Below are 11,746 nucleotides of genomic sequence, written 5' to 3' on the forward strand. Positions count from 1 at the left end.
CTCCCGTAAACGGGAACGATCCGACGGCGATCCCCCGTGCTCGCTCTGAAGGTTTAACCGGGGTCGGGCGTAACCCGGGCGTAGTGACGAACGATCCGCCGTGGGCCGACGTCTTCGGCCACGAGGAACCGTACCCCGAGCAGGCGGACGGCATCGACGCCGCGATCGACGCCGCCGAGGACGGGGGGTTCCTCGCGCTCGAGGGCGCGTGTGGAACCGGCAAGACGATGCTGGCGCTGACCGCCGGGATCGACCGCGTCCGCGACCCCGACTCCGACTTCGAGCGCGTGTTCGTGCTCACCAGCGTCAAACAGCAGCTCCGCCAGTTCGAGACCGACCTCGACGCCGTCAACGCGAACCTCCCGGACGACTACGATCCCGTCTCCGGACTGACCCTCGTCGGCAAGGCGGACGTCTGTCCGTACGCTCGCGAGAACCGCGGCGGGATCGACCGCGGGAACGTCTACGAGCGTTGCGAGGGCCTCCGCGAACGCACCCGCAACCTCGTCGGCGAGGGCGGCGAGACGACGGCCGGAGCACTCGTGAGCGAGGCGCGGAGCCAGCAGGTCGGCCTGTTGGATTCGGGAGCCGGGTCCGTGAGCGGGGGAGCGACAGACGGCAGTGGGGAAGTCGACGACGGCGGAGCCGCCGACTACCTGACCGTCGACGGCGAGCCGACGCCGTATCCGCCGGACACCGAGACGTTCGGCGAGACGGAGTTCTGCCCGTTCTATGCGGGCTTTCTCGACGACATCCCCGAAGACGGCGGCGACCCGGCCGAGGCGGTCCCGTTCGACGTCACCGAGCTCGGCCACGTCGACGCCGACGAACTCGTCCGCCTCTCGGCGAGTCACGGTTCGTGTCCCCACTCGGTGATGGGCGCGCTCGTGCCCGAGGTCGAGGTCGTGATCGGGAACTACTACCACGCGTTCGACCCGACGACGACCGCGACGTTCACGGGCGCGCTCCTCGACGACGCGACGTTCGTCGTCTGTGACGAGGCACACATGCTCGAACCACGCGTACGGGACCTCGTCAGCGACGCGGTCGCCGACGCGAGCCTCAGGGACGCCGTCTCGGAGATCACCCGCGTCGTTCAGCCGCTCTCGTTCGAAGCCGAGGGCGCGGAGTCGGACGACGCCGCGCTCGTTCGCGGGGAACTCGAGGACGGCGACGTGACGCTCGAGGAGCTGGAGGCGGTGCGGGAGTTCTACGCGGACCTCCGGGCGGAGATCGACCGTCGGGTCACCGCCCACCTCGACCGCGAACGCCCCGACTGGCGCGCGTCGATGCGCGAGCTCGCCGACGACGAGATCCCGCTTCGGGACCCCGAGGATCCCGGCGAGGACGTGATCACGACGTGGGCGAGGGAGGCCGGCTACGGCGACCGCGTCTGGTCGCGCGCGCCCGCGGTCGGCGCGACCGTCAAGCGCGTCCTCGACTCGCTCTCCGAGGAGGACAAACGGCGCGCCGCTCCCGGCGTCGGGCGGACGCTGAACGCGTGGTACCGCGAGGGACACACGGACTTCTTCCGGGCGATCGACCTCGAGCGCACCCACGACGGGACCGCCCCGCCGGACTCCTGGCGGCGGGCGTACAACGGGAGCCTCGCGCTGTACAACTGCCTCCCGAGCGAACCGATCGGCGAGCGGCTCGGCGAGTTCGGCGGCGGGGTCGTGATGAGCGCGACGCTCGAGCCGATGGACGTGTTCCGGGAGGTGACGGGGCTCGACCACCTCGCGGAGCGGGGCCGGCCCGTCGTCGAACGGACGTACGGCCTCTCGTTCCCGCCGGAGAACCGCGCGAGCTTCGCCGTCGACGCGCCGAAGTTCACCCACGCCAACCGCGGCGCGCCCGGCGAGCGGACCGACGCTCGGCTCGCCCACCTCGACGCGGTCGAGACGGTCGCGCGCCGCGACGGCAACGTATTGGTCGGCGCGCCGAACTACGCCGAGGCGGCGTGGTTCGCCGACGAGCTCGACGCGCGCCTCGAGAAGCCGGTGCTCATCGACGAGTCCTCCGGCGACCGTGAGACCGAGTCGCTCAAGGACGCGTTCTTCGCGGGCGAGGGGAAGGTGCTCGTCACCAGCCTCCGCGGAACGCTCACCGAGGGAGTCGACTACCGCGGCGACCGGCTCTCCGCGGCGGTCGTCTGCGGCGTCCCCATCATCAACACCGCTCGACCCCGAACGCGAGCGGTGATCACGGCGTACGACCGTCGCTTCGAGTCGGGCTTCGAGACCGCGCTCACCGTTCCCGCCGTCCGGAAGGCTCGACAAGCGATCGGTAGGGTCATCCGAGGCCCAGACGAGCGCGGCGTTCGCGTCCTCCTCGACGCCCGATACGCTCGGGAGTCCTGGAACGCCGTCCGCGAGTACCTCCCGGAACACGAACGAGAGGAGTTCCAGCCGGTCAGCACGGACATGCTCTCCGTCGCCCTGGACGGGTTCGAAACCGGAGAATAAGGTGACGTTACCGGTCGACAATCGGCCCCTAACTACGTCGTCGGAGAACCGGGGAGACGTATGGAATCCGCCAGTCGATCCCGACTGTACCACGTCGTCTGCCGTGACTGCCCGCTGGAGCGAATCTTCGAATCCGCGGACGAGGCCGACGGGTTCGTGTCTCGACACGTGGCCGAGACCGACCACTCGATGGCCGCCGAGCGCGTCGACTGACGGGATAGCGAATCGTCGGAACGTCGTGGTCGTCGAAGGGCTTCGAACTTCGGACGGGACCGCGGGTCAGTTCTCCCGGCGAGCGAACGCGAGGTTGCCCGAGACGTTCTTGATGTAGGCGCGGACCGTGTCGCCCTCCTGTGCGCCGGGAACGAAGACGGTGTACTCGCCGCGCTCGGCGACGCCGTCGCCCTTGCGGCCGGTGCCGACGATCTCCAGCTCGTAGGTGTTGCCCTCCTCGATGGCCTCCTCCTGGCGCTGGGTGTTCGACGTCGTCTGCTTGGCGACCGGTCGGAACGCCCCGCAGGCCTCACACCGGAGCATCGGCGTCCGGTTCTCCGTCTCCAGTCGCGTGTCGGGCAGGCCGCACTCCGAGCAGGTGACGAACGACTCGATGTACGAGTCGATCGCCGCCTGGAAGTCACGCTCGCGGAAGTTCCCGCTGTAGCGTGCGCGGCCGTCCTCGTACTGGCCGGCCGTCCCGAGCTCCTGTTGGATCTTCGAGTGGACGTGCTCGGGGTCGCGGCTCAACGCGTCGGCGATCGCCGAGAGGTTCGTCAGTCGGGTGAACGCGCCGTCCTTCTGTGCTTCGGGGTCGGGAACCGACAGCCGCTCGTCGGATCCGTCGAAGTCCGGGACCGCGTCCATCGCGCGGTCGAGGCTCGATTCGTATTCCATACGGATACGAACGGCTGGCCGACGGAAATCGCTTCCGGGTTTCGAACGGGGCTCGCCGGTCCGCTCGCTCTCGATCCGCGTTCAAAGGACCGTCCGGAGCAGTCCGGCGACGAGGACACACACGAAGAGGTAGGCGAGGAGGACGAGGGCGTTCCGTTTGGGGGCGTTCGGCACCGCTCCCGGGAGGAGTTTCGGGATCGGGCGGAAGGGGACCGAACGGCTCTCGGAGCGGTGGTCCGGGTCCTCGTTCCTGTTCTCGTCGATCACGAGCGGATCGTCTCGCCTTCGGTTCTTAGCTATACACGGGTGTAACCGGCTTAAGAACCCGTTAACGTCTTATACACGCCGGATCGTGTCCGTGAGCTGTTCTGTCCGCTGTGCCACGCGGGATGAGTGCGTCGACAGGTACGTCCCGTAGGCGGTTACCCTCGGCTTTCGCGGAGTCTCCCGTTCCCACGGACGGCTCCCGCCGCGTCGGTCGTCTCGAAAGCCCGAACTCCAGGGGAGAGATCCACGAAAGTCGGTCGGCGTCGAAGCGTCGAGGAGAAGTAGCGGGAGGTAGATTTGAACTACCGATCTCCGGGTTATGAGCCCGGCGGAATCTCCTGGCTATCCCATCCCGCTATCGTGAACAAGCCGGGGTAAACTGTTAAGGGTTCTGATCCCGCCGCCCGTGTGCGGTTCGCTCCCGCACGATTTATAAACGAATGCGGGCCCTCGACGGCGCGGACGGGACCCTACTCCTCGCCGAGCAGACTGTCGACGAGCGCCTCGGGATCGAACCGCGTCAGATCGTCGTACCCCTGTCCGGTCCCCAGGAAGAGGATCGGCTTGCCGGTGACGTACGCGACGGAGATGGCCGCGCCGCCGGAGGAGTCGGCGTCCGCCTTCGTCAACACCGCCCCGTCGATCTCGGCGGCCTCGTTGAACTCCTTCGCACGGTTGACGGCGTCCTGTCCCGCGACCGCCTCGTCGACGAAGAGCGTCATGTCCGGGTCGACGACGCGGTCGATCTTCTCCAGTTGCGCCATCAGGTCGTCGCTCGTGTGGAGTCGACCGGCGGTGTCGCCGAGGACGACGTCGATGTCGTTCGCCTCGGCGTACTCGACGCCGTCGTAGATCACGGCTGCAGGATCGCCGCCCTGGTCGTGGGCGATCAGCTCGCGGTCCAGCCGCTCCGCGTGCTCCGCTATCTGCTCGTTCGCGCCCGCGCGGTAGGTGTCGCCGTTCGCCAGCACCGACGAGTAACCGCGCGCCTCGAGCCACTCCGAGAGCTTGGCGATGGTCGTCGTCTTGCCGACGCCGTTGACGCCGGTGAAGACGATCGTCAGCGGCTTTTCGGCCTCGGCGACGCGTTCCTCGAAGTCGAACTGTCCGACCGCGATCACGTCGAGGAGCGCGTCGTGGAGCGCCCGCTCGACGAGCTCGCCCGTCGTCTCGACCTGCTTGCGCGACTCGCCGAGCATCGTCTCGCGGACCGTCTCGAGGATCCGCTCGGCGACGCTCATCTCCACGTCGCTCTCCAGGAGAGCCATCTCGAGGTCCCAGAGCGGCTGTTCTAGGTCCTCCTCCTCGATGATGATCCGGCCCGTCGCGAACGCCTTCGCACGCTGGAAGGTGCTCGGCTCCGTCGATCCGTCACCCCCGTCGTCGGGCGACCCGGCCTCCGAGGCGTCGGCTGCATCGCCCGCCGAGGTGGCGTCGGCCGCCTGCGCGGGTCCGGTTTCGGCGTCGGCGGCCGTCGAGGATTCGGTCGGGTTGGCGGCGGAGTCGGACGCGGACTGCTCGCTGCCGTCGGCCGTCGTGTCCTCGCTTTCGGGGACTTCTTCATCCTCCGTGGACTCCTCTACGTCCTCACGGAAGCTGCTCAGCTTGTCCTTCAGTCCGTCGAACACGGTCCGTTACCTCACTCGTCGTCGGCCTGCCCTTGCATCTGCTGCATCTGCTGTTGTTGCATCTGCTGTTGCATCTGCTGGGCCTGCTGTTCGAGTTCCTGGCTCTCGTCTTCCAGATCGTCTATCTCCTCTTCGGTCTCCGCGATCCGGTCGTCGAGCGCGTCCTGTTTGCGCCGGAGGACGTCGACGGCGTCGTTCTGTGCCTGCTCGGCCGAGTAGTTGCCGCCGAGCGAGACGACGATCTCGTCGATGTCCTGGACCTCCGCGCGAACGTACGCGCCGCCGCCGAGCGGCACCTGGACCGTCGCGCCGGTCTCGAGGGTCTCGATGGCCTCGACGGCCTCGTCGATGTCGGCCTTCTCCTGGCGGTACTCCTCGACTTCCGTTTCGAGCGCTTCGAGCTCCTCGTCGAGGGCCTGAAGCTCCTGGGAGAGCTGCTGGAGCTGCTGTTGTCCGCCGCCCATCATGCCGCGGACACCTCCTCGATCTCGATCTGGGTGCGCTTTCGCCCGTGCTGGCTACCCACCTGCGTGTAGATGCGCTCGCGCGCGAGGTCCTCGTTCTCCGCCTCTACGTCCTTGCTGAACGGCTGGAATCCGTCCCTGCTCTGGAACCGTCCGCTCACGGTGTAAGTACTCATGTCCAGGCATCCGGCAGGGACAGGGAAGTATCTTCCTAAAAGCGGACGGCGGGACGGTATCGGAGGAAGGGACGAAAACGGGAGCGTGAGCGAATCTCTCGGCTATCAGTCGATGAATCCGAGCGTCTCCTCGATGCGTCCGAGTTCGGGACCTGTCGTGTCCTCGCCGACGACGTAGCCGTCGTCGCTCGCGATGAGTCCGGAGCCGACGAGCGGCGCGCCGTAGTTGACCGTCCCGAGGTCCGCTCGAACGTCGAGCGCCTCCTCGACGGCCTGTAGCTCAGATTCGCGGGATTTCGGGTGACAGAGGACGCCCGTGTCGTTCGCGACCGCGGCGGTGCCGACCGTCCGAACGTCCGCCAGATCGCCACGATCCACGGGCACGTCTAGCGTCCGTTTTATCGTCGTGATCGCCTCGCGCGGCAGGTCCGGGTGGACGTACGCGCCGTAGTCGTTGGCCAACACGACGTTGCCGGCGGCGTTGATCCGGCCGGGAAGCTCGGCTACCTCCCGGTCGGCGGCCTCAGCGATCCGGTCCTTCTCGCGGTCGGTGGCGCGTTCGGAGACGAGCACGCCGTTCTCGTTGCCGGCCGCGAGCGATCCGACGGTGTTGGAGCCGCCGACGGTGGTCGCGAGCACGTCGGCGTCGAGTTCCGCGCCGAGGTCGTCGGCGAGGTCGGCGTCGACGTCCGGCCTGACCAGGAGGAGGTCGTCGACGACGCGGGCGAAGACCCCCACGTACGACGAGCCGGTGAAGGTCGCCCGTAACACGTTACTCGGCGTGCTCGGCTTCGACGACCGGCTCGCCGTCCTCGACGAACCGGGCGGCGCGGACGCGGAGCTTGCTCGGCGGGTTCTGCCGGCCGTTCGCCCAGACGGCCTCGTTGACGGAGGCGTCGAGGATCACGTCGTCGCCGTCGACCGAGAAGTGCTTCGCGAGGTGTTCCCTGACGATCTTCACGGCGTAGTCGGCGCGCTGCTGGACGGGCTTCTCCTTGGCGTCGCGGAGCGGGACGGTGACGACGCGCTCCTCGAAATCACTCGTGCTCATTTACTCGTCGAGGTCGTTCCGGCGCCAGTTGCGCCGCTTGGGGTTGCGCGTGACGTTCATGTCGGTCTTCATCATGACCCACGCGGGGACGCGGGTGTTCTGGCGCTCCGCCTTCGCCAGACGCTTCTTTTTGGCCTTCGATTTGTCTCCCATAGTGGTCCACACTTCCGCCGGACCGCATAAAACCCCTTCCATACGGTCGCGTCGGCTCCGGCCTCGAACCGACTTTCGGCCGCCGATCCGTCGGCGATCGACCGTCGATCCGGTCACCAGTCGCGTTCCGCGAGCCCCGCGTAGAGGTCGCGACAGCGACCGAGCACGTCGATCGAGACGCTTTCCGTCTCCGTGTGTGCCTCCCCGGGTTCGGAGGGGCCACACACGAGACACTCCGTCCCGGCCTCCGAGAGCCACCCCGCGTCGGTCGCGTGCGGTTTGGTGACGTGTTCCGGCCGGTCGAGCCCGCGTTCCTCGTGAACCTCGCGTGCGACCGAGAGCGCCGCGTCCGCGAACGCGTCGTCGCCACAGCCCATCGGCGGGAGGTCCTGGTCGACGGTCCACTCGACGCCCGGGACGCTCTCGGCGCGAGCGAGGTCCGCCCGCTCGCCGGGAACGGTTCGCTCGTCGATCGTCACCTCACACCGGTCGGGGATAACGTTCCAGGTGTCGCCGCCGTGGAACATCGTGACGACGACCGATCCCGTCACGTCCTCGCCGAACACCGTCGTCTCGGGTGCGTCGAGGTCGCGGACGACGTCGACGGCGTCACAGGCTCGATAGATGGCGTTCTCGCCCGCGGCGGGCTCGGAGGCGTGCGCCGACGATCCCTCCGCAACGAGCGTCGAGGCCCGGCGGCCCTTATGCGCGACGGCGACGTCGGTCACGCCCGGCTTCGAGTAGTTCGTCGATCCCTCGGCGACGAGCGCGTGATCGGGGCGGAAGCCCTCGTCGATCGCGTGTCGTGCTCCCTCGCCGCCGGTTTCCTCGCCGACGAAGGAGGCGACCGCGAGCTCGCGGCCCGCGGGCGGGGTCGCGTCGCGGAACGCGAGCAGACAGGCCGCGACCGCGCCCTTCATGTCCGCCGTCCCGCGGCCGTGGATCCGACCGTCCCGGCGCTCGACCACGTACTCCCCGTCCGTCCCCTCGCCCGTCGTCTGTCGCTCCGCCGGCGGGACCACGTCGTGGTGACCGACGAGCGCGAACGTCTCCGAGTCCGGATCCGTTCCGGTTCCACGGTCGTGACCTCCTCCCGCCCGCTTGTACGCGATGACGTTGCCGGCGGCGTCGCGCTCGACGTCGGCGTCGGTCTCCGTTCGGAGCCACTCCTCGATGGCGTCGCCGGCGGCGGTCTCGTCCTCGTGGGAGGGGATCGAGACCAGCCGTTCGGTCAGGTCCGCGAGTTCGTCCATACTCGCCCGTCGGGAGTCGGGCACATAAATACGGCCGGGAGAGCCCGAGCCGACGCTCGACGGGTCTCGTGGCGGGCGGCGGGTCACGTGGTGAACGCCCGGGTCACGTGGTGAACAGTTCGGTGTCGTCGGGGACCGCGAACAGCCCCATCCTGACCCCGGCGTCGAGCCAGCCGTACCCGTACGAGTAGGACGCGAGCGCGTTGACGGGGTCCCCGTTCGCCCGGAAGTGGCGGCCGTCCTCGAGGTACGACTCCGCCATCTCGACGACGTCGGCGGCGGCGTCCCCGAGCGGCGTGTCCGCCGGCGGGCGAGGGTCCGCGGCGTCGAGCGCGTCGGCGAGCATCCGCTCGTATCGGTCCGTCTTCTCCTCGAGATCGGCGGCCATACCGTCCGATCGCCGGCGGCGGACAAAAGTCACCCACACTCCTCCGACGAGGACCGATCGTACGGGTGTGTTCCACGGGCGCTCGGCCGGTCGACCCACGACACGGAACTATACGGGTCTCCGACGCGTAGTCGGCGTCATGTCGACTGTCGACGTCGCAAGCTGGGAGTACGAGACGCTTCCGCCGCCGCGGGACGGGAGCGAATCTCCCGTGTGTAAGCGGCCACTACGGTCGGGGGAACCACCGTGACGGACGGAAGCGTCGGCGTGAAACGCTGGATCCTGTTGTACGGGAACCGAGTCCTCGTCGCCGCCGCGGCGACCGTCGTGGTGTTCGTCTCGTTCGTGGCGATCGTGTCCCGGCTCTCGCCGCCCTTCGTCGAAGGACTCGGAACGGGGGACCCCATCGATACGCTGTTCGGGACGATGATCACGGTCGTCGTGACCGGCACGACGCTCGTCGTCACCATCGGCCAGCTCGTGCTCACCCAGGAGAACGGTCCACTTGGCGACCAACGAGACCGAATGAGCAACTCGATGGACGTCCGGAAGTCCATGACCGATCTCGGCGGTTCCCCGCCGTCGACCGATCCCGCGACCTTCCTCGACGACCTCGTCGGGGTCGCGGCCGATCGAGCCGAGACGCTCGACGAGTCGATCGTCGGATCCGGGAACGATCCGCTCGGGGACGCGGTCGGGGAGCTCGCTGAGGCGGTTCTCCGGAACGCAGGGTCCGTGAGAGCGGACCTCTCCGGTGCGCGGTTCGGGTCGTTCGACGTCGTCTCCACCGTGCTCCGGTTCGATTACGGACGACTGCTCGCCCGGGTCGAGCGGGTCCGGGACGCACATGGAGGACGGCTCTCCGACCGGGAGCGCGAACTCCTCCGGGAGCTGGAGGACGCGCTGTCGCTCTTCGGTTCGGCGCGAGAACATATCAAAACGTTGTACTTCCAGTGGGCACTCATCGACCTCTCCCGGCAGATCCTCTACGCGGCCGTCCCCGCCCTGATCGTCGCGGGCGTCACCCTCTCCGTCGTCGAACCGGCGACGTTTCCGGGGCGGACGCTCGGGATCGGGAACGTCACTCTCGTCGTCGGAGCCGCGTTCGCGGTGACGCTCTCCCCCTTCATGCTGTTCGTCTCGTACGTCCTCCGGGTTCTCACGGTCGCGAAGCGGACGCTCGCCATCGAACCGCTGGTGTTGTCCCGGGAGTGATCCCGGTCGGCTCCGCGCGATCCGCTCCTCGGGGAGTGGCCCGAATGCCGACGTTTTATATCCTGGCTGATCGTGACCTCGGATATGAGCATCGGGAAGATCCTCAGCGGGGAAGAACTCACTATGCGGCGTGCGGGGATCATCATGGTCGCCTGGATCGCGTTCGTCTGCATCGTTTCGATCCTCCTCCTCCTCTTTACGGCCTTCAGAGTCTGAAACGTCGGACCGCTCCCTCCACGTTCTCATCCGACTCCGTGCCGGCGATCGCCGGGACGCGGTCTATTTGTGTCTCGCGCCCGTAACATTCCCATGAGCACCGGATCGGCGGCGTCGCTTCACACCGCCCCGCGATCGACCGTTTTTCAGGACCAGGGAGCGTTCAGAACCCGATTCAACTTCCCCGGCCGGCTCCGTCCCGACCACGAGGACCACGGGTACGGTCCGCTCTCGACCGTCGTCGAATCGTTCATGGACCCCGGCACGCTGATCCCGATGCACCAGCACCGGAACGAGGAGATCGTCTCGTGGGTGCCCGCGGGCGTGATGCGTCACGACGACCGCGGGGGAAACGAGCTCGTCACCGACGCCGACCACCTCATGGTCATGAACGCCGGCGAGGGGTTCTGGCACGAGGAGCGCACCCTCGCGGACGACCCGCCCCTGCGCATGCTTCAGATCTTCGTCCGGCCGCGAGAACTCGACCTCGCCTCGGGGATCCAGCACGAACCGCTCCCGGAGCCGGTCGCGGGCGAGTGGCGACACCTGTTCGGTCCCGAGGGCTCCGACGCCCCGCTGTCGGTTCGAAACCGGGTCCACCTCCACGACGTCCGACTCGAGGCGGGTCAACGCATCGAGCTCCCCGCAGAGGACGGCTGGGACACGTACTTCTACGTGTTCGACGGGACCGTCTCCGGCGGCGGCGAGACCCTCGAAGCGACCGAGAGCGGACTGCTCGTCGGCGACGGAGCCGAGCTCACGCTGGCGGCCGACGACGACGCGACCCTGGTCGCGTTCCGCATCGACCCTGACGCGCCGGTCACCCGGCAGGGCACGATCGGGCGGTAAGCGCCGGAGGAGTGTGGGCTCGTCGCTGCGGGATTTATCTCTCGGCGCGCCCGTTGAACAGGATCATCGCGACGCCGAAGGCGACTCCGCCGAACGCCCCAGTGACGATCGCGTCCGCCAACCGCCCGCCGGCGACGGCGAACTCGACGACGCTGGCGACGCCGACCCAGACGACGACGTTCGTGAGGAGGTAGCGTAGCGGTTCGGTCGGTTCGAGGCTGAGGAGTCGGCTCATCCGGAGAACTCCGTGTCGCTCACCCGGACCACGAGCGTCTCCTCGACGTCGCGGAGGTCGTACTCGGGGACCTCTCCCTGCGTCCGTCGCACGAAGAGCGGCTCGACCGGCTCGCCGTCGACGAGCCCGAACACCTTCAGCCGCTGGTCGGTCTCCTCGGGCGGCACCTCGCCGTCACGGACCTCGCGTGCGAGGTCGCGCGAGAGCCACTCGGTTCGGGAGACGGACGGCTCGAGGACGATCGCCTCGGCGACGAACCGGACGAGGTACCAGTCGAGGTCGTTGAGCAGCGACACCGCCGCACCGAGACTCACGGTGTCGACGGCGACGCTGTTCGTGAACGGCTCGACGATCTCGTAGGTCGCGAGCGCCTCCCGCGCCGTCTCGCGGGACAACAGCTCGTAACTCAGGCTCACGTCGGATTCCCCGAGGAGACACACCCGCGTCACGTTCGATGGCTCGCGGGGGCGTCCCAAATCGGTTGCGGTCGCCCGG

Annotated in this window: 17 protein-coding genes and 1 tRNA gene; 5 read left to right on the forward strand and 13 right to left on the reverse strand. The window is 68.2% G+C overall.

The features are described 5' to 3' along the window. Positions 1–83: 83 nt before the first annotated feature. Together EAO78_RS05905 and EAO78_RS18105 are read left to right on the forward strand one after the other, a co-directional pair. Complete coding sequence (locus EAO78_RS05905; RefSeq protein ID WP_122104927.1) at positions 84–2,465, forward strand: ATP-dependent DNA helicase; 2,382 nt, start codon at positions 84–86, stop codon at positions 2,463–2,465. Positions 2,466–2,525: 60 nt separating this feature from the next. Beyond that, entirely contained in the window at positions 2,526–2,678 is a 153-nt protein-coding gene (locus EAO78_RS18105) for a hypothetical protein (protein ID WP_203227839.1), read from the forward strand. 66 nt (positions 2,679–2,744) lie between these two features. Here EAO78_RS18105 and EAO78_RS05910 read toward each other — a convergent pair whose 3' ends face one another. The 11 genes from EAO78_RS05910 to EAO78_RS05960 form a co-directional block, all read right to left on the reverse strand. Continuing rightward, a complete protein-coding gene (locus EAO78_RS05910; protein WP_122104928.1) occupies positions 2,745–3,356 on the reverse strand; it encodes a translation initiation factor IF-2 subunit beta in 612 nt (203 codons plus the stop codon). An 81-nt stretch (positions 3,357–3,437) separates the two neighbouring features. Beyond that, positions 3,438–3,623, reverse strand: coding sequence for a hypothetical protein (locus tag EAO78_RS05915; RefSeq protein WP_122104929.1), 186 nt, complete (start codon positions 3,621–3,623; stop codon positions 3,438–3,440). 282 nt (positions 3,624–3,905) lie between these two features. Next, positions 3,906–3,980 (reverse strand) — tRNA-Met (locus tag EAO78_RS05920). Between the two features lie 113 nt (positions 3,981–4,093). Continuing rightward, complete coding sequence (gene ftsY, locus EAO78_RS05925) at positions 4,094–5,251, reverse strand: signal recognition particle-docking protein FtsY (protein ID WP_122104930.1); 1,158 nt, start codon at positions 5,249–5,251, stop codon at positions 4,094–4,096. Between the two features lie 11 nt (positions 5,252–5,262). After that, positions 5,263–5,715, reverse strand: coding sequence for a prefoldin subunit alpha (pfdA, locus tag EAO78_RS05930; protein WP_122104931.1), 453 nt, complete (start codon positions 5,713–5,715; stop codon positions 5,263–5,265). Beyond that, complete coding sequence (gene rpl18a / locus EAO78_RS05935) at positions 5,715–5,891, reverse strand: 50S ribosomal protein L18Ae (RefSeq protein ID WP_122104932.1); 177 nt, start codon at positions 5,889–5,891, stop codon at positions 5,715–5,717. The genes pfdA and rpl18a overlap by 1 nt, the downstream gene beginning before the upstream one ends. Before the next feature lie 105 nt (positions 5,892–5,996). Beyond that, positions 5,997–6,662, reverse strand: coding sequence for a translation initiation factor IF-6 (locus tag EAO78_RS05940; protein ID WP_122104933.1), 666 nt, complete (start codon positions 6,660–6,662; stop codon positions 5,997–5,999). Between the two features lies 1 nt (position 6,663). Continuing rightward, a complete protein-coding gene (locus EAO78_RS05945; protein WP_122104934.1) occupies positions 6,664–6,942 on the reverse strand; it encodes a 50S ribosomal protein L31e in 279 nt (92 codons plus the stop codon). Continuing rightward, the gene (locus EAO78_RS05950) at positions 6,943–7,095 is read right to left on the reverse strand and encodes a 50S ribosomal protein L39e (protein WP_023498294.1); all 153 of its coding nucleotides are present in this window, start codon (positions 7,093–7,095) and stop codon (positions 6,943–6,945) included. A gap of 113 nt (positions 7,096–7,208) precedes the next feature. Beyond that, entirely contained in the window at positions 7,209–8,348 is a 1,140-nt protein-coding gene (locus EAO78_RS05955) for a M20 family metallopeptidase (protein WP_122104935.1), read from the reverse strand. A 103-nt stretch (positions 8,349–8,451) separates the two neighbouring features. Beyond that, entirely contained in the window at positions 8,452–8,736 is a 285-nt protein-coding gene (locus EAO78_RS05960) for a DUF357 domain-containing protein (RefSeq protein ID WP_122104936.1), read from the reverse strand. 246 nt (positions 8,737–8,982) lie between these two features. Here EAO78_RS05960 and EAO78_RS05965 point away from each other — a divergent pair, with 246 nt between their 5' ends. From EAO78_RS05965 to EAO78_RS05970, 3 genes are all read left to right on the forward strand, one after another. Next, on the forward strand, positions 8,983–9,951 hold the full coding sequence (locus EAO78_RS05965) for a hypothetical protein (protein ID WP_122104937.1): 969 nt from the start codon (positions 8,983–8,985) through the stop codon (positions 9,949–9,951). Between the two features lie 84 nt (positions 9,952–10,035). Continuing rightward, a complete protein-coding gene (locus EAO78_RS18595; RefSeq protein ID WP_275263146.1) occupies positions 10,036–10,167 on the forward strand; it encodes a hypothetical protein in 132 nt (43 codons plus the stop codon). Between the two features lie 93 nt (positions 10,168–10,260). After that, entirely contained in the window at positions 10,261–11,016 is a 756-nt protein-coding gene (locus EAO78_RS05970) for a pirin family protein (protein ID WP_122104938.1), read from the forward strand. Between the two features lie 34 nt (positions 11,017–11,050). Here EAO78_RS05970 and EAO78_RS05975 read toward each other — a convergent pair whose 3' ends face one another. After that, positions 11,051–11,251, reverse strand: coding sequence for a hypothetical protein (locus EAO78_RS05975; RefSeq protein WP_122104939.1), 201 nt, complete (start codon positions 11,249–11,251; stop codon positions 11,051–11,053). Further along, positions 11,248–11,700, reverse strand: coding sequence for a DUF5804 family protein (locus tag EAO78_RS05980; RefSeq protein ID WP_122104940.1), 453 nt, complete (start codon positions 11,698–11,700; stop codon positions 11,248–11,250). Before EAO78_RS05980 ends, EAO78_RS05975 begins: the two co-directional genes overlap by 4 nt. Between the last annotated feature and the right edge of the window lie 46 nt (positions 11,701–11,746).

This window comes from Halobellus captivus (assembly GCF_003697845.1).
Classification (GTDB): Archaea; Halobacteriota; Halobacteria; order Halobacteriales; family Haloferacaceae; genus Halorubrum; species Halorubrum glutamatedens.